General features: G+C 55.4%; 24 protein-coding genes. 12 read left to right on the forward strand and 12 right to left on the reverse strand.

Annotated features, from left to right (window positions below):
* Positions 1–16: 16 nt before the first annotated feature.
* On the reverse strand, positions 17–877 hold the full coding sequence (locus tag IPM59_12195) for a helix-turn-helix transcriptional regulator (GenBank protein MBK9216327.1): 861 nt from the start codon (positions 875–877) through the stop codon (positions 17–19).
* Between the two features lie 364 nt (positions 878–1,241).
* On the opposite strand from IPM59_12195, the gene IPM59_12200 reads away from it, so the two are divergent.
* Positions 1,242–1,613 (forward strand): hypothetical protein, encoded by a 372-nt coding sequence (locus IPM59_12200; GenBank protein ID MBK9216328.1) that lies wholly within the window; start codon positions 1,242–1,244, stop codon positions 1,611–1,613.
* A 176-nt stretch (positions 1,614–1,789) separates the two neighbouring features.
* Positions 1,790–2,194 (forward strand): hypothetical protein, encoded by a 405-nt coding sequence (locus IPM59_12205; GenBank protein MBK9216329.1) that lies wholly within the window; start codon positions 1,790–1,792, stop codon positions 2,192–2,194.
* 3 nt (positions 2,195–2,197) lie between these two features.
* On the opposite strand, the gene sucD is transcribed toward IPM59_12205, so the two are convergent.
* Positions 2,198–3,085, reverse strand: a complete 888-nt coding sequence (gene sucD, locus IPM59_12210) for a succinate--CoA ligase subunit alpha (GenBank protein ID MBK9216330.1) — start codon at positions 3,083–3,085, stop codon at positions 2,198–2,200.
* A gap of 469 nt (positions 3,086–3,554) precedes the next feature.
* Between sucD and IPM59_12215 the strand changes: the two genes are divergently transcribed.
* Positions 3,555–4,799, forward strand: coding sequence for an ABC transporter permease (locus IPM59_12215; GenBank protein MBK9216331.1), 1,245 nt, complete (start codon positions 3,555–3,557; stop codon positions 4,797–4,799).
* A 77-nt stretch (positions 4,800–4,876) separates the two neighbouring features.
* On the forward strand, positions 4,877–6,142 hold the full coding sequence (locus IPM59_12220; GenBank protein MBK9216332.1) for an ABC transporter permease: 1,266 nt from the start codon (positions 4,877–4,879) through the stop codon (positions 6,140–6,142).
* Between the two features lie 69 nt (positions 6,143–6,211).
* Here the strand turns inward: IPM59_12220 and IPM59_12225 are convergent, their stop codons facing one another.
* The 6 genes from IPM59_12225 to IPM59_12250 form a co-directional block, all read right to left on the reverse strand.
* The gene (locus IPM59_12225; protein ID MBK9216333.1) at positions 6,212–6,679 is read right to left on the reverse strand and encodes a hypothetical protein; all 468 of its coding nucleotides are present in this window, start codon (positions 6,677–6,679) and stop codon (positions 6,212–6,214) included.
* A 128-nt stretch (positions 6,680–6,807) separates the two neighbouring features.
* The gene (locus tag IPM59_12230) at positions 6,808–8,190 is read right to left on the reverse strand and encodes an MBL fold metallo-hydrolase (GenBank protein ID MBK9216334.1); all 1,383 of its coding nucleotides are present in this window, start codon (positions 8,188–8,190) and stop codon (positions 6,808–6,810) included.
* A gap of 7 nt (positions 8,191–8,197) precedes the next feature.
* Positions 8,198–8,707: a hypothetical protein gene (locus tag IPM59_12235; protein ID MBK9216335.1), complete on the reverse strand. Its 510-nt coding sequence runs from the start codon at positions 8,705–8,707 to the stop codon at positions 8,198–8,200.
* A gap of 52 nt (positions 8,708–8,759) precedes the next feature.
* The gene (locus IPM59_12240; GenBank protein ID MBK9216336.1) at positions 8,760–9,362 is read right to left on the reverse strand and encodes a hypothetical protein; all 603 of its coding nucleotides are present in this window, start codon (positions 9,360–9,362) and stop codon (positions 8,760–8,762) included.
* A gap of 12 nt (positions 9,363–9,374) precedes the next feature.
* A complete protein-coding gene (locus IPM59_12245) occupies positions 9,375–12,284 on the reverse strand; it encodes a serine/threonine-protein kinase (GenBank protein ID MBK9216337.1) in 2,910 nt (969 codons plus the stop codon).
* Between the two features lie 86 nt (positions 12,285–12,370).
* Positions 12,371–13,585 carry a GGDEF domain-containing protein gene (locus tag IPM59_12250; GenBank protein ID MBK9216338.1) on the reverse strand — a complete coding sequence of 405 codons (1,215 nt, stop codon included), beginning with the start codon at positions 13,583–13,585 and terminating at the stop codon, positions 12,371–12,373.
* 302 nt (positions 13,586–13,887) lie between these two features.
* Between IPM59_12250 and IPM59_12255 the strand changes: the two genes are divergently transcribed.
* Both IPM59_12255 and IPM59_12260 read left to right on the forward strand, forming a co-directional pair.
* Positions 13,888–14,151 (forward strand): hypothetical protein, encoded by a 264-nt coding sequence (locus tag IPM59_12255; protein MBK9216339.1) that lies wholly within the window; start codon positions 13,888–13,890, stop codon positions 14,149–14,151.
* A gap of 223 nt (positions 14,152–14,374) precedes the next feature.
* Positions 14,375–14,659, forward strand: coding sequence for a hypothetical protein (locus tag IPM59_12260; protein MBK9216340.1), 285 nt, complete (start codon positions 14,375–14,377; stop codon positions 14,657–14,659).
* Positions 14,660–14,717: 58 nt separating this feature from the next.
* Here IPM59_12260 and IPM59_12265 read toward each other — a convergent pair whose 3' ends face one another.
* Together IPM59_12265 and IPM59_12270 are read right to left on the reverse strand one after the other, a co-directional pair.
* Positions 14,718–16,739 carry a thioredoxin domain-containing protein gene (locus tag IPM59_12265; protein MBK9216341.1) on the reverse strand — a complete coding sequence of 674 codons (2,022 nt, stop codon included), beginning with the start codon at positions 16,737–16,739 and terminating at the stop codon, positions 14,718–14,720.
* Positions 16,740–16,964, reverse strand: a complete 225-nt coding sequence (locus tag IPM59_12270) for a type II toxin-antitoxin system ParD family antitoxin (GenBank protein ID MBK9216342.1) — start codon at positions 16,962–16,964, stop codon at positions 16,740–16,742.
* A gap of 437 nt (positions 16,965–17,401) precedes the next feature.
* Here IPM59_12270 and IPM59_12275 point away from each other — a divergent pair, with 437 nt between their 5' ends.
* From IPM59_12275 to IPM59_12300, 6 genes are all read left to right on the forward strand, one after another.
* Positions 17,402–17,593 (forward strand): hypothetical protein, encoded by a 192-nt coding sequence (locus tag IPM59_12275; GenBank protein MBK9216343.1) that lies wholly within the window; start codon positions 17,402–17,404, stop codon positions 17,591–17,593.
* On the forward strand, positions 17,565–17,912 hold the full coding sequence (locus tag IPM59_12280) for a hypothetical protein (GenBank protein ID MBK9216344.1): 348 nt from the start codon (positions 17,565–17,567) through the stop codon (positions 17,910–17,912). The genes IPM59_12275 and IPM59_12280 overlap by 29 nt, the downstream gene beginning before the upstream one ends.
* A 23-nt stretch (positions 17,913–17,935) precedes the next feature.
* The gene (locus IPM59_12285; protein MBK9216345.1) at positions 17,936–19,291 is read left to right on the forward strand and encodes an acetyl ornithine aminotransferase family protein; all 1,356 of its coding nucleotides are present in this window, start codon (positions 17,936–17,938) and stop codon (positions 19,289–19,291) included.
* 131 nt (positions 19,292–19,422) lie between these two features.
* The gene (locus IPM59_12290) at positions 19,423–19,761 is read left to right on the forward strand and encodes a helix-turn-helix transcriptional regulator (GenBank protein ID MBK9216346.1); all 339 of its coding nucleotides are present in this window, start codon (positions 19,423–19,425) and stop codon (positions 19,759–19,761) included.
* Between the two features lie 21 nt (positions 19,762–19,782).
* Positions 19,783–20,283 carry an SRPBCC family protein gene (locus tag IPM59_12295; GenBank protein MBK9216347.1) on the forward strand — a complete coding sequence of 167 codons (501 nt, stop codon included), beginning with the start codon at positions 19,783–19,785 and terminating at the stop codon, positions 20,281–20,283.
* Between the two features lie 8 nt (positions 20,284–20,291).
* Positions 20,292–20,750 (forward strand): VOC family protein, encoded by a 459-nt coding sequence (locus IPM59_12300; protein ID MBK9216348.1) that lies wholly within the window; start codon positions 20,292–20,294, stop codon positions 20,748–20,750.
* Positions 20,751–20,836: 86 nt separating this feature from the next.
* On the opposite strand, the gene IPM59_12305 is transcribed toward IPM59_12300, so the two are convergent.
* The gene (locus IPM59_12305; protein MBK9216349.1) at positions 20,837–21,808 is read right to left on the reverse strand and encodes an electron transfer flavoprotein subunit alpha/FixB family protein; all 972 of its coding nucleotides are present in this window, start codon (positions 21,806–21,808) and stop codon (positions 20,837–20,839) included.
* Positions 21,805–22,581: an electron transfer flavoprotein subunit beta/FixA family protein gene (locus IPM59_12310; GenBank protein MBK9216350.1), complete on the reverse strand. Its 777-nt coding sequence runs from the start codon at positions 22,579–22,581 to the stop codon at positions 21,805–21,807. The genes IPM59_12305 and IPM59_12310 overlap by 4 nt, the downstream gene beginning before the upstream one ends.
* Between the last annotated feature and the right edge of the window lie 46 nt (positions 22,582–22,627).

Below are 22,627 nucleotides of genomic sequence, written 5' to 3' on the forward strand. Positions count from 1 at the left end.
CGAGATTCACAAAAAGCTACAATTCGGCAGCCTCAAGTAAATCAATCGCACATCTGACCGCTCCCGTCCGGGTCTCGACACCGAGCTTCCGGAAAATATGCTCAATGTGCTTGTGAACGGTCCGCGTACTGATGCTTAACAAAACCGCGATCACCTCATCAGTCTTGCCCTCCGATATCCAATACAGGACTTCTGATTCGCGCTGGGTCAGGTTCAAACTATGCAGTAGTCGGGGCGAGAGTTTCTGACGCTCCCGGAGAATTAGGTTGTGCCGTCCCGAGGCTGAATCTGGAACGAGGGCGATCTTTAAGGTCCGTTCAGCCCCGTCTAACGTCATATCGGTCGGCTTATCGTATAAAGGCGATTCACTTAATCTGGCCCGGAGCCATGCCCGCACTGCCAACGGCAACTGTCCGGCAGATTCATATCCACCGTCTTCAGAATGCTCCCGCAATAATCTCGCTCCGCCTCCAGAATCGAACAGGACGTTGCCGTCGCCGTCGACTACGAGCCGAGCCCGCGTTACGCGTTCGAGCAGAGACTCGAGAAGGATCTCTTTTTCACAAAGGCGCGAGTACTCAAGTGAATTGCGGACAGCACTGATGAGGTGCGGCTCAAGAAGCGTCAAAAGAGTCCGGTCGCGTTCTGAAAAATCCAACCTTCCACGGTTGATCGCACAGGATATCGTCATCTCTGGAGAGATAGGGAGTACAAGACCCATCATGTGCGCGCCTTCGACATCGATGAGGAAATCATTATACATTCGAGTCCGTCTGAAGTCGGAATCACTGACGAAATCCGAGATTTTCAGGGCGCCTTTATGTTTCTTTTCTAGAAGTTCATGGATAAGCGGATTGTCGTGCGGGCATTCCGCCATGACAATCGCGAAGCGCTCATACATCTCCGGCGTCAGGACGGTAGGATCGCTATTCCAGGAGTTCTCGACAAATTTGTCGGTGACTGAAAACTTATCAAATGCCGTAAAGTCATTCGATAATAAGGACTGCACGCTGCTAAGCGTACGCGCCGCTAACGACCCGGCGGTGAGGTCAGAATGAAGGCCGGAGATTGCCAGTAACAGATTGGCCGTGTCATCTGAGTTCAGACTCCACATGCGAGAAAAGTGACTTTCGAAGATAAGCTACGCCGCCCGAAGACGTGAGTCAACCCGAAATGCGCATATTTACGTATTGTTTCACGAGGCCGCTATCAAATAACGTGTACAAACTTGGAGGTTAGCGATGAAATTTAGCACCAAATTTATCCTCGCGTTCTCGCTGTGTTTGATGTTCGCACAGATAATCAACGCCCAAGAAAGCTACTTGTATATCGGGAGTTCGAACGGCGTCAAAGTCTATTGGAAGTCAGTAAAGATCGTGGATAACTATGAGGTCAGATACAAGTTTGAAAACAACAACTCCTACGCGGTGGCTGTTTCATATGACGCGAAGTTCAATTGCAGTGACGGCTCTGTCGGAGAAGATGATGGAAGTACCCAGATTAAGGCGTATGGCGAGCAATCCGGCGCCTATGCTGGCCTATGGGCGTACCCATGCGACGGAGGAGCGCGGCCATCGCGAATTACTATGAAATTGACGGTTAAACAAAAGTGAGAATGTTAACCAGCATGAGTCAGGTGGAATTGGGTCCCATTTTTTGCAGTTAGACTATTGATATCGTGGCACCCAACCTCACGTTGACTACGTGCAGCACGTCGGGCCGGGATGGGTCACGCTTGGCCTTTTGCAGGCTAATACTCCCTAAACGCCTTATCCATAAGGAGGATGATATGAAATCGATGCTTCTCTTGCTAACTATTGTAGTCGGATCGGCCTATTCAAGCACTGCGGGAGCCTTAGGTTTTCCAGCTGGCGATCCGACAAACTCCAACTCGATAGAATCTGCCGCAATCACGGATTGGTCCGCTTGGTTTACCGACGGTGACATTGAATATCGGTACGAGGTCGGCCTTAATAAGATGTTGTGGGTTGAATGGATCAACCATGGCGAAAAAGCCGTTCGCTCGTTCACCATGACCATCACACTTGATGATTTCGAAGGGGAACGCTCGACTGCAAAGCAACAGGTCCTGGACTACACATCGGCGGGCGGGAAAGGCCGCACGGTTATCGCCAAAAACTACCGTGTCGAGGTAGTTCGAATCGCCATCTCCGAAATAAAATACGCAGAATGACTGTTAACTAGCAACGACGTTCGATCTCAACGCGTCGTTTACAGCCAAACCAATATCCGCTGGCGACTGAACGACCTTGATTCCAGCCTCCGTTAGTGCCTTCATCTTCTCCGCCGCCGTGCCCTTGCCGCCTGAGATTATCGCTCCCGCGTGGCCCATTCGGCGGCCCGGAGGGGCGGTTTGGCCGGCGATGAAGGCGACGATCGGCTTTGTGACGTTGTCTTTGGCGTAAGCGGCCGCATCTTCTTCTGCTGTGCCGCCGATCTCGCCGATCATGACGATGGCGTCGGTCTCGTCGTCGGCCTGGAATAGCGCGAGGGCATCGGTGTGCGTCGTGCCGATTATCGGGTCGCCCCCGATGCCTATGGCCGTCGACTGGCCGAGGCCGAGAGCTGTAAGCTGGCCGACGGCTTCGTAGGTAAGCGTGCCGGAACGCGAAACAACGCCGATACGGCCTTCTTTATGAATATGGCCGGGCATGATGCCGATCTTGCATTTGCCGGGCGAGATGATGCCCGGGCAGTTCGGCCCGATCATCCGCGTTGGTTTGTCACGCAAAAACTCGTGGGCCTTGACCATATCCGCGACCGGAATACCCTCTGTGATACAGACGACAACTGGAATCCCCGCGTCGGCGGCCTCCATTATGGCGTCGGCGGCAAATGCCGGCGGCACGTAGATCACGCTGGCATTCGCACCCGTTTCACGAACGGCGTCGGCGACGGTATTGAATACCGGCACGCCTTCGTGCGTGGTGCCGCCTTTTCCGGGCGTGACGCCGCCTACGACGTTTGTGCCGTAATCGCGCATCTGCAGCATGTGAAACGTGCCCTCTTTGCCCGTAATGCCCTGCACGATCAGGCGTGTGCTTTTATCGACTAAGACAGCCAAAATGATTCCTCACTTTATCCAAAACTGAGCAAAAACAAAGGCAAAGTATAACACGGCGTATCGCCGTCTGCACATTGGCATTGAGACCCGTTTACGCCTGCCGGATCGTCGGCCTAAATTACAAAATCTTCTTGACATTTACGCATGTGCGTCTTATCCTTGCAACATGCCCTTTTGGCTCAGTAAACAGGACTGCGTTCGCCGATCTGTCGGACACGTGTCCGACAAATTGTTTTTTTGCGCGAAATACTGAAACAAGCCGTGAAAAGGCAGCATAACGTGTGTGTTCGCAATACTTTGCGGCGTTTCAACCGGCATTGAAACAACATGAAACGCGGTGAAACATGTGCAATTTGTGCCACATTGTGGCGCAGGGTACTTGCGAAACTAAACTGAAACTTTCCTGAACAAATCTGCGGCGAATTACGTTTTTAGGATAGCTCCAGGACCGCTCAGGATTGGCCGATCGATGCGACAGCTATATTCATTTTATTCCGACGCCTTTTGGATCGCCCTCAAATCGATCCTCGAGCACAAGCTGCGCGCGTTCCTTACGCTGATCGGCATCATTATCGGTGTCGCGGCGGTTGTGGTTGTCGGAGCATCGATCAGCGGGCTTAAGACGTATGTCGTCGATAAGGCTTCGAAGATCCTCGGCTCGAACCACTTCATGATCACGCGAATGGCGTCGATGGGCCGCATGGCCGATGACGAATGGGAACGTAAGAACCGGCGCAACAAGGACATCAACTGGGCCGAGTATGAGTATGTAAAGGCCAACTGCCAACTCTGTTCCGAGGTCGGAGCTCAAATGAACGGCAACGTGACCATCACGCAGGATGGCATCGAAATGGCATCGGTGCGAGTGCTCGGCGTAACCGCCAACATGGCCGATATCGAGGACAAGACCATCGCGGAGGGCCGTTTTATGACTGATGGCGAATCGACACGCATCAGCAATGTCACGGTCATCGGCTCTGATATCAGGGACAAGTTCTTCCCCAACGGTTCGCCGCTCGGTCGCCAGATAAAGGTGCAGGGCGTCCCGCTGACGGTGATTGGCGTTGAAGGTAAACGCGGCTCATTCTTTGGCGATTCGCAGGACCGGAATATCTACATACCGATCACCCTCGCCGGCCAAATGTTCACCAGAACCGGCGGAATGCAGCTGCACGGCAAAGCCGACAGCGACGAGACATTCAAGGATGCTATCGAAGAGGCACGGACACTTCTGCGCAACAAACGCCAGCTCGTCGGCAGCGAGGAAGACACATTCGGTCTCGTAGATGTTGACCAATTCAGCTCACAGATGGACGTGATAACGGGAGCGATCGCCGGTGTGGTGATACCCATAACGATGATAATCCTGGTCGTCGGCGGCATCGTCGTGATGAACATCATGCTCGTTTCGGTGACCGAGCGGACATTCGAGGTCGGCCTGCGAAAGGCACTCGGGGCGACACGCAAGCAGATATTGCTGCAATTCCTGATCGAATCGGCACTGCTATGCGTTGTCGGCGGATTTCTCGGGCTTGTGCTCGCAACCGGCGCGACCGCGCTCGTAGGAGCTGCTCTTGAGATGACAATGACGATCACGCTCGGGTACGTGGTCCTGTCGGTCGCCGTCTCCAGCGGCATCGGCATCCTGGCGGGCCTCTATCCCGCCTGGAAAGCCGCCCGGCTCGACCCGATCGTGGCATTGACGCAGACATGATAGCGGTGAATGGTGATCGGTGAATGGTCGAGGAGAAAACCCGGCCGTTCACCATTCACCATTCTCCGTTCACCGTTATGAGATTTTCGACATCATTGCCGGTTGAAGTAATGCGGATGGCGCTGGACTCGATCTACGCCCACAAGTTTCGCAGCGGGCTAACGATCCTCGGCATTGTTGTCGGCATTTTAACGGCTGTGGTGGTGGCGTCGATCCTGACGGGAATGCGTGCGAGCATAGTTTCGATCGTTGAGGAATACGGCACAAACAACATCTACGCCTTTCACCTGACGACGGGGCCCGGCGGCAACAACCGCGACGAACGCAACCGCAAACCGCTGACCGACGGCGACGTCAGCGCGATCCTTTCGCAATCTACCGCCATCGAAGACATTGCCAGCGTCAATCCGGGTATCGGCAATTACGGACCGAGCTTTGACGACAACCTGACTTACGAGGGGCGTAACTATCGTTGGGCCCAGTGTGACGGTGTTTCAGCCAACTACGACCGTATCTCAAACCTAACGCTCCGCGAAGGCCGCTGGCTGACCGAGGCCGACGACCTGCAGCGACGCAACGTGCTCGTGATCGGTGTCAACGCCCGCGAAGCGCTCTTCCCAAACCCCGACGAATCGGCAATCGGCAAGGTCGTCAGGATGAACGGCGACACGTGGGAGATCATCGGCGTGATCGAAAAGCGTAAATCGGGCTTCTTTGGCGAGAATGAAGAGGACCGCAAGGTCTTTATGCCCTACAAGACCTCGCGAAAGGTCGCACCGCTGCGTGATTACCTGCTAATGATAATTCAGGCCAAGCAGGGCCAATTGAATGACGCCGTCGAGGAGATCGAGAGCGTCCTACGGCTCCGTCGCGAGGTCAAATACGGCGAGGCGAACAATTTTGACGTCAAGACAGCCGATGCGTTCATTGCCCAATTTGACGGCATTATTGGCGGCGTCGGCCTGGTCGCCATCGCCATCTCGTGCCTCGGCCTGTTGGTCGGCGGCATCGGCGTGATGAACATCATGCTGGTCTCGGTGACCGAACGGACAAAAGAGATCGGCATCCGCAAAGCCATCGGCGCCACCAAGAGAGCGATCGTCTTTCAATTCCTGCTCGAAGCAATGACGCTCACGATGTTCGGCGGGATCATCGGCATCACGCTATCGATGCTGATAAGCAACCTCCTGATGCTCCTCATCCCGTCGATGCCCGCCCAGATCCAGCCGTGGATGATCATCACATCCCTAAGTGTGTCCGTCGGCATCGGCTTAGTATTCGGAGTGCTGCCGGCCAGGAAAGCCGCAAGGCTCGACCCGATCGAGTGTTTGCGTTACGAATAAAGGAAATTAGCCACTGAGATGACAGAGGTTTTTTTGTAGAGTTTTCTGTGATCTCTGTGGCTAACGAATTCATCCGCACTTGCCGCGGGTTAGCGGGAAATCGATTCCTTTGGATTTGCCCTGGATCGTGCCTTCGATGCGGGCGGCGAGTTTGTCGCCGACGGCTTTGTAGATGACACGCTGCGGAAAGTCGTGGGCCTTGTTCTCGAAGATGAATTCGGCCGCCCCCGTACTGATCAGCCTAAAATCGGTCTCGGTAGGATTAGCCTTTGGCTTGGCGACGAAGTAGATGCCGTCGGTTCGTTCCTCGATCCGCATAAACTCCCAATCGGTCGTCTTGCCGTTCTTCACGGTGCGCGACATGCCTATGATCGACGTCCCCTCGACCGCCATCCATTGCTCCGAGATAAGCAGCTTCTTAGCATCATCCCGCCGCTCCCAACAGCCCGACATACCGGCGAAATCCGGGAGCTTTGTCTGAGCCACCGCAGCGGAAACAAGAATCAAGGTAAATAGAAAGGCGGTTATCTTATACATAGTGTTTCTCCGTCTCGGCGTTCTCTGCGTCTCTTATCTCCGCGTTCCTCCGCGTGGAATCTTTTGTTCGCAAAACTCCACGCGGAGAAACGCAGAGATATACGCAGAGGAACGCGGAGAGTTATCAATTATTCGAGTTCGACCGTCTGCTGATACTCAGGGACGATGACGTTCCAGCCGTAGGCGTCGCGGATGTGTTGGGCCATTGCCTCGGCGGATTCGGGTTCGCCGTGCGTTGTGAATACGGTTCTTGGTGCGGATTCGAGGCCAGAGAGCCAGCGGAGCACAGCCTTCCAGTCGGCGTGGGCCGAAAAACCCTCGACCCTTTCAACGTGGCAGCCGACGGGGATCCAGTTCTTCATGATGCGGACTTCCCTCTCGCCGTCCTGCACGCGGCGGCCCGTCGTGCCCGCGGCCTGATAGCCGACAAAAACGATCGTCGCCCGCTCGTCGGGCAGTATCCGCATCGCGTGGTGCAGCACACGGCCACCTGTCAGCATTCCTGAGGCTGAGATAATTACGCGTGCGCCGCGCATATCGTTCAGGCGTTTTGATTCCTCGCGGGTGGACGTCGTCTGCATCGAGGCGGTGCGCAGCGGGTGCTTTTTGTGGGCAAGCAAGCTTGCGTATTCGCGATCGTGCTCCTCGTGCCAGCGATTGTAGACCTGCGTCGCCTGCGATGCCATCGGCGAATCGACGATCACCGGCATTATCGGAATGCGTTTCTGCTCCTCAAGCTCGCGGATCATATACAGCACTTCCTGCGTGCGGCCGACGGCAAATGCCGGTATCAATATCGGCCCGCCGCGCTCCGCTGCCTCATTAATGATCCTCGCCATCTGCGTTTCCGAATCGATATCGCCATGCAGCCTGTCGCCATACGTCGATTCGCACATCAGGTAATCGCACGCCGGCGGCGGTGCCGGATCGTTCAATATTGGCTGATCGTAATGGCCTAGATCGCCCGAAAAAAGAAACCGCGTCGCCCCCATCTCGACCAGCACCTGGCTCGCACCCATTATGTGCCCGGCTACGCTGAAACCGGCTCGAAACCCCTCGCAGACATCGTGCAATTCGCCATCATTCGGAAAGGTCTGCAGCAAGGCAAGCGCGGCCTTGGCGTCCTGCTCGTCATAGAGCGGTAGGGCGGGCGAATAGCTCGACAACTGATGTCGGTTGCGATAATCGGCCTCTTCCTCCTGCAGCCGGGCAGAATCAGGCAGCAATATCTTGAGCAGGTCGGCCGTAGCCCTCGAGGTAAAGACGGGGCCATTGAAGCCGAGTTTCACGACGCGGGGCAGAAAGCCGGTGTGATCGATATGCGCGTGGGTGATGATAACGGCATCGAGTTCACTCGCGACGAACGGCGGGTCTTGCCAATTGCGCTCACGAAGCTCGCGGTCACCCTGAAAGAGTCCGCAGTCGACGAGGACCCGCCGGCCGTGAGCTTCGAGCAGATATTTTGAGCCGGTAACCGAACCGACACCGCCGTAGAAGGTAATGCTTACCATTTGCGAACTAGTAGGCGCGGCCGCCGCAGGTATTACCCGACAGCAATGCCAAACTCTCCGGGAACAAGAATTTCAGCAGCGTTGCCGACGCCTCAAGGCCGCAGGCGTCGCCCTCCGGAATGCAAACGTCGCCGCACGGCTTGGTCCCGGCCGCGCAACCACGGACGGCGCGCATCGGGCTGTTCTCAGGTGGCGGCGTCTCGAGAAAATTGTTCACATTGACCATTCGGACGCAGCTCGCCCCCATGCCGAAGCCGACGATCTTGTCATAGTCCTTCTTGCTGTCGGCCCAGCCCTGGAACTTGACGGCCTGGTTAACGGAAACGACGTTTATATGCGATACCTGCGATGCAAGGCCCTTGTCATCCTTGATCTCAGCATAGATGCCCGCCACGATCTGGGCATCGGTCGCACCGCAGGTTTGGCTGAGGATGACCGTGCCCGCAGCGAGCACGATGAGCATGGATACAATGTAAAAAAGTCGAGTGGCTACGTTCAAAACGCAGATTCGGATCATGATGCCCCTCCTATGGGTGATGGCCCGCGTCAATGACGCGGGCCCGTGTAGATTACTTGCCGCTGTTCGAATTTGTATTCTGCGGAGCAGAGTTGGAGTTCGAGTTTGATTCCGTACTCGTCTTCACCGTCGGGCTCGGGACAACGGTCTCGGTCGCACCTGTCAGTTTGCACGTCTCACCATTGGGCAAGCATACGTCGCCGCAGGCAAAAGTGCCCGGCTGGCAACTTGCAATCACGCGAAACCGCGGATCAAGCAGATCTTTAGAGACCTTGAAGTTGTTCCCTTCGGTGGTGCAGCCGCTCGCAGTCGATGAGATCAGTGCATAGATAGCGTCGCGCTGGGGCGACCAACCTGTCACATTGATCGTCTTCTTGCTCCCTGCGACGGCGATCGAAATGTTGAACTGCCACTCTTGGCGAGTATAGCTCGTTGTTTTCTCGAGTACGTCATAAACGCCGCTGACGATCGATTCGGGTGCGGTCGAGTTGCAATCGATCGTTGTCGGCGTTGGTGTTGTCAACGGAGCCGGAGTCGACGGCCCACCAGCAGTCGGGCCAGTCGGTTGAGTGCCGCATCCGCTCAGTCCGATCAGTCCGGCAGAGATCAGCGTCACGACAGCGATGGGATATTTTGTGAGAAAAGATTTATTCATACAGCCTCCTGTCTAGTCAATGTCTGTCACCATAGATAGCAGACTAAACCGCGTCTGCTTGCCAAAGACCATGCCGCTTCCGTCATGGAGCCAATCAAGTCGCGAGTAATACAGGCCCGAATCGTTATTGTTCGTCAGCCTTCTTTCGGGCCCGCCGCTGACAGGCACCACCCAAAGGTCATCCTTGTCGGCGTTTCGCGCGGCGAAACCGATCAGTTTTCTGTCATCCGATAGAAAAGTATTGTAATAATAAGCGTTTTTCAACTTCGCTACAACACTTTCTCCACTCCGAACGGTCGAAACCAGTCGAATGACCGTTTCGGGCGGCAAGCCCGAGAGTTTGCCTGCCTCCGCGACTATCACTTGCTTTCCATCTGCCGACCAGCCGAGCAGCCGGACGATGCTTGATGAAAGTGGAATTTCGGATGCAGAGCTGCCATCGGTGTTGATGATGCGAACCTTCGCCCCGGCAATGCCAGGCGTGCGCTCGATGACGGCGATCTGAGCTCCATCAGGCGAAAACATTGGGCACGCGAAGGTTTGTGCCTTCTCAGCGTTGTCAGTCAGCAGTCTTTGCGCGCCGTCCCGAACGTTGACTAGGGCGATATTCGCCGCACTACTCGTGTCAGTTACATATAAGACAGTCGAACCATCCGGCGACCAGTCGAAAACGCCTGTTTGCGTAAGATTATACGGCGAGACCGAATAACCTGCGGCCGAAATACCGCCGGCAGACAGCTTTCGTTCAGATCCACCGTTTGGATTTACGACGAAGAGGTCTTTCTTGCCGGCCTCATCGCGTATGAACGCGATCATCGAACCGTCAGGCGACCATGACGGAAGGAAGCCGTGCTCGACGAGCCGCGTCATCGGTTCGTTATCCGCGCCGGGTTTCATCGATCGGACCATGATCGTCGAATCATAAATATGATTGCCAAGGCTCATGTTTTTCTCGGACTGGAACGCGATGCGCGTTCCGTCATGAGCGACGCTTGGCCACAACTTTGAGTTCCGGTCCCGAACTACCGGAGCCTCCGCACCGTCGGCTACCGAGACCCGCCAGAGATTCGATTCTTCTTTGGCCGAACTAAACAGAATAGAGCGCCCATCCGGCGTTGCATCCGCGACACTCGCATCGGTCTCAGACGCTGTTATGCGTGAGCCTACGCCCGATCCCATTTTGGAGACAAAGGCCTGGAGTACACCCTCGACCGCTGACGAATAGAACACCCGCTTGGCATCGGGCAGCCAGATGATCTTATCCAGGCGTCCCGCTCCGCTGATCTCATCGCTGACCTTATCGGAGCCGAGCGTGCCCGTCACGATCTTCCATTCGTCCTTCTGCCGTAATGCATAGATCAGCGAGCGTTCGTCCGCAGCAATATTAATAAACGCGACGTCATCGCGGCCAAAAGATGACACCTTCTCAGTCGCACCGGTGGACGGATCCACGTAATAGAGTTCCTTCTGAAGTTCGAAGTAGATCTTCCCCGATGGGGCCCAGCGTCGAAGTTCAATGTTGCGATCATTGAGCGTGCCAACAAGTTTTGGCGTTCCGCCCAATGCGCTGACGCGCCATATGCCGGACATCCTGGCGGTGTCAGAACTCGACGAGCGGTCTGAGAAATATGCTATCTCGTCACCTTTTGGCGACCAGACAGGATCGGTATTTGAAAACGCATCATTGGTTATCTGAATGGCCTCGGTAGATCCCGTCTGCGTGACCCAGATGTTCTTGCTTCCCGACCTGGTCGATGCAAATGCGATCAGTTTGGCGTCAGGTGAGAAGCGTGCACTGCTAAAAAGCTCGCCCGGCGCACTCGTCCAGCTTGCGACCTCCGCGACCTTGTAGGTCCCCGGCACACGATTCTCCGAACGTCCCGGACCGAGGAAGTAGACCCCGGAAATGATGCCGGCCGCAACGAGCACAAAGATGATCGCATGCAGCAAGGTAAATCTTCGTGTCGTCCTAAAAGCCGTCGTGAATGTCGAGCGTTTGCCAACTTGACCGGCCTCGGGCGAGGGCAACAATTGATCGCCGCTATTACCTCGTTTCGATTCGAACCTGACCTCGTCCCTCAGGTCCTCTATGTCGATCTCGAGGTCCTTGATGTGCTGATAGCGATGATCGCGATCTTTGCGCAGGGCCTTGCCCACGATGCGCTCAAGCTGGCGCGGCAGGGCGGGAGCAATTTCGCGGAGCGGCGCCGGATCGTCTCGCAGTATCGAACTGACCACGTCGAGATGCCCTTCGCCTTCGAAAGGGCGTTTTCCTGTGAATAGCTCATACATCACGATGCCGAGACTGAAGACGTCGCTGCGTGCATCGATAGGCTTGCCGCGCGCCTGTTCGGGTGACATATATCCGACGGTGCCCATCACCATTCCCGGCTGCGTGTTGAACTGTAGTCTTGTCGCCTCATCCGAGTCAGCCGTTTCAAAACGCTGCTCTGTGAGCTTTGCGAGGCCAAAATCGAGGACCTTCACAAGGCCATCGTCGCGGACGATGATGTTCTCCGGCTTAACGTCTCGATGAATGATCCCTGCCTCGTGGGCCGCTCCCAATGCCGCCGCGATCTGCAGGGCGATCTTCAGCGCGTCGCTCAGGCTGATCGGGCCCGAGCTCATCCTGTCCCGCAGCGTCTCGCCCTTTATGTACTCCGTGACGATGTAGTTGTGCCCGTCGGTCTCGCCGATCTCATAAACGGTCAGGATGTTCGGGTGATTGAGCGCGGATGCCGCCTTCGCTTCCTGAATAAAGCGGTTCAGTTTGTCGGCATCCTTGCTGAGTTCGTCGTTGAGTATCTTGACGGCAGCCTTGCGGTCGAGACGCGTGTCATCAGCAAGATAGACCTCGCCCATCCCGCCTGAGCCGATCTTGTCGCGGATCTCATAGTGGCCGACCTTGCCGCCCGTCACCATATGCCAATAACTGCCTTAGCCTCTTTTTCCTTGGGTTAGGACCAAAGAAAGAGTGTAAGACGGAAACCGGTCTGCGCCAAGCGTTTTTAATTGGCGAGTTCGCTCGGGAACCAAAGGACCTTTGGCGGATTTGGAGATTTCGATTGTGCCTTTCTTTCGCGCGCCGCTCTCAGGAGATTCTCGGGCGTCTCGCCGTCGGTGCCGAAGGCCGCCCATCCGACATTGATCTCGACCTCGATCGAATCGGCGTCTGTGATCTTGAGTTTGCGGCCGAAGAAGCCGGTGTGGATCCGTGCGATGATCTCATGCGAGACCTCCTTGGTCGCGGTCGGAAGCACAGCGAGGAACTCGTCCGCTCCAGCCCGTGCAAAGAAATCCATCTGCCGCAGATTCTCTCTTACGACGCCGGCAACAAACGCCAGCACACGGTCGCCTGCCGCGTGGCCGAATCGTTGATTGATGTCGTCGAATCCGCGAATGTCCAAGGCGAGTATCGTCAGTGGACGTTCGTCCGGTTTTCGCTGCGATTCGGCGATCTGATTTTCGAGGACGAGGTAAAAGGAGCGTTCGTTCGGCAGGTCGGTCGTGTTGTCGGTCAGAGCTTTGGCCTGGCTCTGCTCAAATGCGACAGAGCTCATCACCAACGGAGCGATGCGGGTGCAGATCGCCTCGAATGTTGACCTTTCCACCTTACGCGGGTCAAAGTCCTTATCGAAGAAGAGTTGAAGCACGCCGAAAGCCGATTGTCCGCTCTCGAGCGGCATCGCTACAGATGATGCGTCGGTTTGGACCTCGCGGGTGCGGTAGCATTCGCCCGGCAACCCTTCGCGGGGACTGATGACCAGGCCGCGATGCTCCGTGGCTGTCGAGCCTTCGGCCTGAAGGACCTCTAGCCGGTCGGCCGCCGCGTCGTAGACAAAAAGCAATATGGTCTTACACGGAACCAGCCCGCGAATGCGGCTCGCGGCAAGGCGAAAAGTGTCGGCCGCGGACAACGAACCGGCAAAAAGGTCTTTTGCCTCGTCGAGCCCCGAAAGGCTAGTTTCGAAACTCGGCATCTCGTTCACCTTTTCGGTGTTCGTCGATTCGCGACGAAATTGCAGCAAATGCAGGCCGACGGTTACGCCGAGAAACATCACGATAATGACGGAGAAGCCTCTCGTCTTTATGCCAATATCAAGCTCGGAAACGGCCAACAGATAGCTCGCCGCGATCGCGCCCAGCGCGATACAGACAACTATTGCAGGAGAAAACACCTTGCGGGCGTGGCGCGCAGGCGCGGTTTCGATGGGAACTTCCATGCAAGCTTGTGAGAAATGACAGGCCGGGATGTGGGAAGCGGCCCCTTTATAAAGATAGCGTTGACGGTGGGATACGGTCAACAAGTATTTCCCCGGCAGATCGGCATAAAATGACCCAAAAAAAAGAATCAAAAAAAGTTCATCTTTTGTGATTTTTAGGTTGACTAAACCTTCGCGGCTAACTATATTATCGTTTGCTTCGGAAATGAAAGAGTTCCGGAGCAAACGGCTGTGTTCGATCAGCCGGGACCTGGAAACAGGTGATTTATTCTTTGAGAAAAAGACAGGAGTCATTAAATAAAATGAAAAAGGTAATTGCACTTTCAACAGTTCTCGGTTTGAGCGCTCTGGGCATGGCTTGCGGTGAGACCCCGGCCAACAACGCCACGAACAAGCCGGCCAACACAGCCCCTGCGGCGAGCCCGGTCTCGAGCCCGGCCAACACCGCTCCGGCTAACACCGCTGCGAACCACACGGCCCCGGCCAACGCGAGCAACACCACCGGTGCCAAACCCGCGAATGCCGCTCCGGCAAACAACGCTGCCGCCAAGCCGGCAAACAAGTAGTTCATTTACGAACTAGATCTGAAGAGCACCTTGTCACCGACAAGGTGCTTTTTCTTTTCCACCCATATTCAAAACTCTGCTTTTCGCGTTTGACTTCCCGTTAAGCGGTGAATATATTGTCGAGTGTTCCCCAAATAAGCTTTATGTGGAACCGTGGGCGGTGCTTGCATCGTTCCGAAACAATTAGATCTAATCTTTGAGAAAGACAGGAGAATCGATTCTTATGAAAAAAGTAATTGCACTTTCAGCAGTTCTCGTCATGGGTGCCCTCGGCATGGCCTGTGGCGAAGCTGCCAATACCAACACTGCAGTGAACAAGGCCGCTAACGCTGCCAACGCTGCGGCCAACGCGATGAACGCCGCTGCCAACACGATGGCTAACGCAGCCAATACGATGGCAAACGCCGCCAACAAAGCAGCCGACGCAGCGAACAAGGCGACCGATTCGGTCAAGCCTTCGAACGCCGCTCCGGCAAACAATGCAGCCGCCAAGCCGGCAAACAAATAGTCTGCACGAGCAGGCTTGACGAAGGCTCGGTCGTTCTAGACGTCCGGGCCTTTCTCTATCAGTTGTCAAAGATCAACTGACGCAACTCCTTCACAGACGTGACGGGCCGCTGACATACAAAATTCTCACAAACATAGGCTGTCGCTTCCCCCTCAACCGCCGCGCGGCCCTCGAACAGCGGCATGGCAGACGCATCTGAGGCTGGATCAGTGGTGATCGCAAAGACAGCGTCTGGCAAATACCGCGACAAGACCTCGCGAGCCAGGTCGCTGTCTGCATCGCCAACGATGACGATCTCCTTTGTGTCAGCGAGATGAAATTCGAACGCCGAAAGCGCGCGTCCGAAACCCTGCGGATAGCGCCGCATCTGCGACGCAGCGAGCCGCAATGTCGCCGAGGCAAACTGTTCGTATTTGTCATCACCCGTCAGCTTCGTCAGCGGCAATAGCACATCGGCGGCAACAGAGTTGCCCGACGGCGTGGCGTTGTCGTAAAAGTCCTTGTTTCGAACGACAAGCTCTTCATGATCGTTCGATGTGAAGAAGAATCCGCCGCCTTCGGGGTCCCAGAACTCCATTATCATCGTGTCTGCCAACCGTCGGGCCTCTACCAAATAACGCACCTCGCCGCTTACCTGATACAGCACTAGCAGCCCGTCAGCTACATTCGCGTAATCCTCTACGTAAGCGTTGAGTTTCGCTTCGCCGTCCTTCCACGTCCGCAGCAGGCGGCCGTCATCTTGGAGTTCATTGAGAATAAAGTCCGCGTTGCGCTTCGCTAGCGCTAAGTACTCGTCGCTGCCGAGCGCTCCCGCAGCATCCGCAAATGCCGCCAACATCAACCCGTTCCAAGCAGTCAGTATCTTCTCGTCACGACCCGGCTTAACGCGTGCTTCGCGCCGTTCAAACAGTTTACGTCGGGACGCATCACTCAATTCAGAACCGGGAGCCGTAGCGACCGGATCCTTAATATTCAGAATGTTATGGCCCTCAAAATTACCTGAAGCCGTTACGTCAAACTGTTCGCAAAAGGCCGCCGCTGCATCTTTCCCGAGCACCGCGTCGACCTCTTCCGGCTTCCACACAAAGAACTTCCCTTCCTCGCCCTCGCTGTCAGCATCCTGAGAGGAATAGAAACCACCTTCGGCATCGAGCATCTCTCGCCGCACGTATTCAAGCGTCTCGACGGCAATGCGGCGATAGAGATCGTTGCCGGTTACCTGATACGCGTGCAGATAAACGCGGGCCAGCTGGGCATTGTCGTAGAGCATCTTCTCAAAATGCGGCACCAGCCAGATCGCGTCGACCGCATACCTATGAAAGCCGCCTCCGAGCTGATCATAGATGCCGCCCAAAGCCATCTTGTCGAGCGTAAGAGTTACCATCTCGAGAGCCTTCTTCTCGCCGGTGCGATGGTGGTACCTGAGCAGAAACTCGATCGACATCGCCTGCGGGAACTTTGGTGCTCCGCCCCAACCGCCGTTGGTGGCGTCAAACGTGCGGACGAACGACGCAAAGGCCGAATCAAGCATCGTGTCTGACAGTCCGCCGGCAGTCTCGACGATCGACATTCTCCTCAGTTCGCCGACAATATCATTCGCCGAGTGCTCGATCTCGTCGCGCCGCTCCTGATAGGCTTCCGCAATGCCTTTCAGGATCTGCTGCCACGACGGCATACCGTAGCGCGGACTCGGTGGAAAATACGTCCCGCCGAAGAACGGCCGCTTGTCCGGTGTCAGAAAAACATTCATCGGCCAACCGCCGCGGCCCGTGGTTAGCTGCACGAAATTCATATAGATCTGATCAACGTCCGGCCGCTCCTCCATATCGACTTTGATGTTGACGAAATGTTCGTTCTGTATCGCCGCCGTCGCCTCGTCCTCAAATGATTCATGCTCCATCACATGGCACCAATGACACGCCGAATAACCTATCGACACAAGAACCGGCTTATCTTCATTTCGCGCCCTTTCAAACGCCTCATCGCCCCACGGATACCAGTCCACCGGATTGTGTGCGTGCTGGAGCAGATATGGCGATGTTTCGTCGATCAGCCGGTTCGTGTGTTTAGGTTCGCTCATTTATGACCGCCATTTTCCGGTCAGGGGATCACGATAGCTGTTGTACTTCTCGCGTCGGGCAGCTTCGAAATCGGGCGGTGAACTCGCCCCGACGGCGCGTTTTTGGTCGTTGCGGATCAATTCGCGTATGTATTCGCTGACCGATCCATACCGGTTCTCGATCCGTCGCCTGACAAAGCTGCCCATCGCCTCGGGCAGCGAGATATTGAATGTCGTTCTCTTCATCACTGGAACACTCCTATCAAAAATTGGCTAAAATGGCCGTCTGTGGCCTAAATGATGCATTGCGTGGCACAGACAGCTGCGACGAAACAGCCGGTGGAACGCCAGAACTCATGGCGTCCAATGGAGTTACGCGAACGAAACATTCCCGTGCAACGGTGTTCCACCGTTTTGCAAAAAAAACAAATATGTTTCGCACTTTCCACCGCCGTCTTTGTCTAACAGATAAGCTAACATGCGTTGCAAGTGTTGTCAAGTGTTTCATATTCGCAAGGCGGCTCTAATCGATTTTGAAGCCGACCGATTGTTTGCTATATTTGCACGCATAATGACCGCGCGCTGCATCTCAACTCTTCGCCCCATCCAGCAGCGTGCGCACCTGTTTGCCGGCGACTGAGTAGCGACGTTCGGAACTTTTCATAACCACCTTGATCTAAGATATGAACAGCAACAAAGAAAGAACCACGCGTCGCTCGGAACGAGGCCCAACGGCTACGGCAAAGCATCCGATACATCCGTATTTCACCTCGAATTCGGCTGAGGAGACGATCCGGCGCATGCGCGGTGTGCGTGAGCGCATCGCGAAGTTTGAGGAAGACCTCAATGCCGACCGAAAGTCGAACAAGAGTTGAATTCTATCTGCCGGTTCGCTCGGATAACGCAGCTTATCAGTCTGTGCTGGACTGGTTGGCAATGGATCTCGCGCATTCGCGGGGCGGCTCAACAACAACCACCCCTTTTGCCGGACTATTCTCGTCACCAGAAGGCTCGGATCTGATCAGTGATGCGATCCGTATCTTGTTCTGCGATTTCGAGTTGGACTTAGATGATCCCGAACACCGAACCGAACTTTTGGCTTACCTTGAAACGACCAAGGCATACCTAATGTCAAAACTTGAGGAAGAGGAGATTTGGGTTGTCTTCTATTCGATCGCGAGGGTAACTTCCTAAGGCTGCAGCTTACGGAGAATATCATGACACCATCAACAGAATTACAGCGTCCCGTTATTAATACAGAACTCCCGGGCCCGAAGTCGCTCGAGATCATTGCCGGCGACGAACGGTATGTGACGCCGAGCTATCCGCGGCCGGATTACAAGCTCGTCGTCGAACGGGCCCACGGCGTGTGGGTCGAGGACCCGGACGGAAATACCTTTTTGGACTGCAATGCCGGCGTCGCCGTGTGCTCGACCGGACATTGCCATCCTGAGGTCGTCGCGGCGATCACAAAGCAGGTGAATGAGTTCATTCACTTCTGCGGCACCGATTATTTCTATCGCCACATGCCAGAGCTTGGAAAAACGCTCGAACGCATCTGCCCGATCGACGGGCCCACGCGAACGCATTTTGCCAACAGCGGTGCCGAGGCGATCGAAACAGCGCTAAAGGTCGCGATGTATCACACGCGGCGACAGAAATTCGTCTCGTTCTACGGCTCATTTCACGGCCGAACGCTCGGAGCGTTGAGTTTGACGAGTTCAAAACGTGCCCAGCGGCTTGGATTCATGCGGCAGGCGTTGGACGTCGTCCACATTCCGTATCCAAACAAGTTTCGGCATTTCGCCACCGATATGCCGACCGATGAAGATACGATCACGCGCGATGTCGTCAACTGGCTTGAGAACCGAGTTTTCCAGACCACAACGCCGCCGGAAGAGGTGGCGGGCATTATCTTGGAAGTCGTGCAGGGCGAGGGCGGCTACATTCCCGCACCGACGGCGTTTGTCAAAGAGATTCGCCGCATCTGCGACCAGCACGGCATCATGTTGATCGTCGACGAAGTGCAATCGGGCATGGGCCGCACAGGAAAAATGTTCGCTCTCGACCATCACGAAGGCGTCAAGGCCGACATCATGTGTCTCGCCAAGGGCCTTGGCTCCGGAATGCCGATCGGCGCCTGCATAGCCCGGGCAGACATTATGGATTGGCACAAGGGTGCGCACGCATCGACCTTCGGAGGCAATCCGGTCGCCCTGACCGCCGCGATGAAGACCATTGATCTTCTCGAAGGCGGCCTCATCGATAATGCCCGTGAAGTCGGGGCCTATCTCGAAGCCGGACTTAACCGTCTCAAGGGTAAATACGACTGTATCGGCGACGTTCGCGGCCTGGGCATGATGCTGGGCGTTGAGATCGTCACGGACAAACGATCGCTCGCACCGGCACCGGAACTGCGTGACAAGATAGAATATGCCTGCTACGAGCGGGGACTGATAATCCTCGGCTGCGGCGCGAACGGTATCAGATGGTCTCCGCCGCTGATCCTTGCAAAGGAACATGTAGATGTCGCCCTCGAGATATTTGACGAGGCCATCGCCGCGTCGATCTAAGCTCGCAACACAAGAAAGCTGGAAGGCACAGAGATAACTCTCTCGTTATCTTTGTGCCTTTTCTCTTGTTCTTCTAAAAAACTTCTAATTTTCTCTTGACTTAATTAAGCTATTACTTTATTATCATCCACATGGATACGTTTACGGCTATCGCGGAACCGACTCGACGAAATATTCTTGAGTTGCTCTCGGCTCACGGCCAAATGCCGGCGACCAGTATTTACCGGTGTTTCAAAGCTAGTGCACCCGCGATCTCGCAGCATCTTAAAGTATTACGTGAAGCTAAACTCGTGCATGTCGAGAAACGTGCCCAGCAGCGTATCTATTATGTGAATCCCGAACCGATCAAAGAGTTGGAGAAATGGATACGACAATTCGCGGCGATAAAAGAGGCCGAATACAGCCGCCTCGACGCCGTGCTTGAGAAAATGAAGGCAGAGGAGCCGATGCTTCCCTTTGCCGAGGAATAAGACAAACCTGGAGGACGACCAATGTCAAACAAGACCGTAATCACCGCCGAAGAGGGCAAACAGGAACTTTTTATCATCCGCGAGTTTGACGCGCCGCGAGAACTGCTCTTTCGAGCACACACTGAGGCCGAGCTTTATGAACAATGGGTAGGCCCGGACGACCTGACGATGACCATCGAGAGGATGGAGGCTGTCGACGGCGGTTCGTATCGCTTTCTGCACGAGCGTGACGGGCATGTCTATGCGTTTCACGGCGTGTATCACGAGGTACTGGCCCCTGAACGCATCATCGGCACATTCGAATTCGACGGACTGCCCGAGAAGGGACATGTGATCATGGGCACGACAAGATTCGAGGACCTCGGCGGTGGCCGTTCGCGGCTCGTACATCAATCGGTTTTCCAGTCTGTTGAGGACCGCGACGGCATGGTCGCATCGGGTATGGAACGCGGAGTTGTCGATGGCTACAACAAACTCGACAGCGTGCTTGAATCGTTGAACGCAAAAGGACACGCAAACTAGGAGGAGCTATGTCACAACAGATCACGCCGTTTCTGATGTTTAACGATCAGGCCGAGGAGGCGATGGAATTCTACACTTCACTGTTTCCAAATTCGCGTGTTGTCAGTTCGATGCCCGGCCCCGGCGGTAAGATTGCGGGAGGCACATTCGAATTGGATGGCGTCGGGTTCAACTGCTACAACGCCGGGCCGCATCCGAACTTCGTGTTTTCGCAGGGTGTTTCATTTATGATCTACGCAGAAACGCAGGAGAAGATCGATCATTATTACGAAAAGCTGAGCGAGGGCGGCGAACAGCAGCCCTGCGGTTGGCTCGTCGATAGATTCGGCGTTTCCTGGCAGGTCACGCCGACGATGCTAATGAAAAACCTGACCGACCCCGACCGCGAAAAAGCCGGCCGTGTCGCTCAGGCGATGTTCAAGATGACAAAGATCATCATCGCCGACATCGAAGCCGCCGCCGGGTAGGAAAGCTACCCACGAAACACACGAAAGGCACGAATAAAGAGGGCTTCTCTATTTCGTGCCTTTAGTGTATTTCGTGGGTATTCTTCTTACGCTTTTGCTTTTTTGATCTCTTCGACCAGTACGGGCACGGCCTCGAATAGGTCGCCTACGATACCGTAATCCGCGATGTCGAAGATCGGTGCTTCGGCATCCTTATTTATCGCGACGATAGTGCCGGAATTCTTCATGCCGACGATGTGCTGGATGGCTCCTGAGATGCCGAGTGCAATGTAGAGCTTCGGTGCGACGGTCTGGCCGGATGAGCCTATCTGGCGGTCGATCGGCAGCCATTCGCTGTCGCAGATCGGGCGTGATGCCGCGATGTCGGCACCGAGAGCATCGGCAAGCTGCTGGGCGACCGCGAGATTCTCCTGCGATTTAATGCCGCGGCCAACGGCGACGATGATCTCGCTTTTTGTAAGATCGACCGAAGCTTTTGCTTCCTGGAACGGTGCTTCAGGTGTCATGCGAACGTCACCGACGGTCACATCCATCGTCTCCACCGCCGCACTTCCCCGTTCGGCGCTGTCACCGCGAAATGCTCCCGACTGGAATGTGATGAAGTACGGCGCGTCGCCGCCTATGGCCACGTCGGCATCGAGCTTGCCGAGGAAGATACGCCGTGTCAGCACCAGTTTGCCGCCCTCGCTGCGATAACGGATGCAATCCCCGACGACTTCGCGTCCCAGCCGGGCCGCAACCTTTGGTGCGAAATCGCGCACCTGATATGTGTGGGCCATCACGATGTATTGCGGATTTACGGCTTTGATGACCTGCTCCCACGCATCAGCGTAGGCGTCGGGCGTGTAGGTGCCGAGTTTTTCGTTCTTTGCGACGATGACCTTTTCGATGTTATAGCCGGCAATGTCCTGCGCCAAAGAGCAGTCTTTATCACACGGCAGAACGGCCGTGATCGAAAGGCCGAGGTCTTTGCCGATAGCCTGCGCCGCCGCGATCGCCTCGAGCGACGTCTTATTGAGAACGCAATCTTTGTGTTCGATAAATACGAGGATGCTCATATTACACGCACCTCCGAGCGAAGTTTTTCGACAAGCTCGACGGCACCGGCCTTGGCGTCGCCGTTGCCGAGCATTTGCGTCTGCTTTGTTTTGAGCGGCATATACACTTTTTGTATGCTCGCGGCCGAAGCGAATGGCTCGATCGCAGGTGTTACCTCGGTGACCGGCTTGCTCTTCGCCGCCATGATGCCTTTTAGCGATGCGTATCGTATCTGCGAGATGCCCGATTGAATCGTCATCAACGCCGGCAACTTATACGTAAACCATTGATACCAGCCGCTTTCGAGTTCGCGTTTGACACGGAGCGTGTCGCCGAGACTTCCTCTATCTACCTCGATGACAATGGTCGCATGCGGAATGCCGAGGAGTTCGGCGAGTATCACGCCCGTCTGCCCGTAGCTCGCATCGTCGGATTGCAAACCAGAAAGGATCAATTCGGCATTCTCGTCACGGATTGCGTCAGCGATCGTCTTTGCGACCTGGTAGGCGGACAGCGATTTGCTGTCCTCTACAACGATGTGGATCGCGCGGTGAGCTCCGCGTGCGAGGGCGTCCTTAATCACAGACTTTGCCCCGGCCGGCCCGAGCGTGCAAACAACGACTTCACCTTCGCCTTTTGCCTCGACGGTTCTCAAAGCCTCCTCAAGCGCGTAGCCATCAGACTCATTTGTCTGCTGGGCCACGTCTGCCTCGTTTATCCATTTCTCGTCGCCCGCAATGCGAAGCACCGCGTCTTTATTGGCGACTTGTTTCATTAGAACGATTATTTTCATCTTAAAGTCAGAACCGCCTGCGGTAGCGGGCGGTTGAAGTTAGTTT

Source organism: Chloracidobacterium sp. (assembly GCA_016715795.1).
Taxonomy (GTDB): Bacteria; Acidobacteriota; Blastocatellia; order Pyrinomonadales; family Pyrinomonadaceae; genus OLB17.

Bases quoted from the DNA above. Each gene is read 5' to 3' on its own strand.
- IPM59_12195 (MBK9216327.1), bottom strand. From the start codon at position 877: ATGGCGGAATGCCCGCACGACAATCCGCTTATCCATGAACTTCTAGAA.
- IPM59_12200 (MBK9216328.1), top strand. From the start codon at position 1,242: ATGAAATTTAGCACCAAATTTATCCTCGCGTTCTCGCTGTGTTTGATG.
- IPM59_12205 (MBK9216329.1), top strand. From the start codon at position 1,790: ATGAAATCGATGCTTCTCTTGCTAACTATTGTAGTCGGATCGGCCTAT.
- IPM59_12215 (MBK9216331.1), top strand. From the start codon at position 3,555: ATGCGACAGCTATATTCATTTTATTCCGACGCCTTTTGGATCGCCCTC.
- IPM59_12220 (MBK9216332.1), top strand. From the start codon at position 4,877: ATGAGATTTTCGACATCATTGCCGGTTGAAGTAATGCGGATGGCGCTG.
- IPM59_12225 (MBK9216333.1), bottom strand. From the start codon at position 6,679: ATGTATAAGATAACCGCCTTTCTATTTACCTTGATTCTTGTTTCCGCT.
- IPM59_12230 (MBK9216334.1), bottom strand. From the start codon at position 8,190: ATGGTAAGCATTACCTTCTACGGCGGTGTCGGTTCGGTTACCGGCTCA.
- IPM59_12235 (MBK9216335.1), bottom strand. From the start codon at position 8,707: ATGATCCGAATCTGCGTTTTGAACGTAGCCACTCGACTTTTTTACATT.
- IPM59_12240 (MBK9216336.1), bottom strand. From the start codon at position 9,362: ATGAATAAATCTTTTCTCACAAAATATCCCATCGCTGTCGTGACGCTG.
- IPM59_12245 (MBK9216337.1), bottom strand. From the start codon at position 12,284: ATGGTGACGGGCGGCAAGGTCGGCCACTATGAGATCCGCGACAAGATC.
- IPM59_12250 (MBK9216338.1), bottom strand. From the start codon at position 13,585: ATGGAAGTTCCCATCGAAACCGCGCCTGCGCGCCACGCCCGCAAGGTG.
- IPM59_12255 (MBK9216339.1), top strand. From the start codon at position 13,888: ATGAAAAAGGTAATTGCACTTTCAACAGTTCTCGGTTTGAGCGCTCTG.
- IPM59_12260 (MBK9216340.1), top strand. From the start codon at position 14,375: ATGAAAAAAGTAATTGCACTTTCAGCAGTTCTCGTCATGGGTGCCCTC.
- IPM59_12265 (MBK9216341.1), bottom strand. From the start codon at position 16,739: ATGAGCGAACCTAAACACACGAACCGGCTGATCGACGAAACATCGCCA.
- IPM59_12270 (MBK9216342.1), bottom strand. From the start codon at position 16,964: ATGAAGAGAACGACATTCAATATCTCGCTGCCCGAGGCGATGGGCAGC.
- IPM59_12275 (MBK9216343.1), top strand. From the start codon at position 17,402: ATGAACAGCAACAAAGAAAGAACCACGCGTCGCTCGGAACGAGGCCCA.
- IPM59_12280 (MBK9216344.1), top strand. From the start codon at position 17,565: ATGCCGACCGAAAGTCGAACAAGAGTTGAATTCTATCTGCCGGTTCGC.
- IPM59_12285 (MBK9216345.1), top strand. From the start codon at position 17,936: ATGACACCATCAACAGAATTACAGCGTCCCGTTATTAATACAGAACTC.
- IPM59_12290 (MBK9216346.1), top strand. From the start codon at position 19,423: ATGGATACGTTTACGGCTATCGCGGAACCGACTCGACGAAATATTCTT.
- IPM59_12295 (MBK9216347.1), top strand. From the start codon at position 19,783: ATGTCAAACAAGACCGTAATCACCGCCGAAGAGGGCAAACAGGAACTT.
- IPM59_12300 (MBK9216348.1), top strand. From the start codon at position 20,292: ATGTCACAACAGATCACGCCGTTTCTGATGTTTAACGATCAGGCCGAG.
- IPM59_12305 (MBK9216349.1), bottom strand. From the start codon at position 21,808: ATGAGCATCCTCGTATTTATCGAACACAAAGATTGCGTTCTCAATAAG.
- IPM59_12310 (MBK9216350.1), bottom strand. From the start codon at position 22,581: ATGAAAATAATCGTTCTAATGAAACAAGTCGCCAATAAAGACGCGGTG.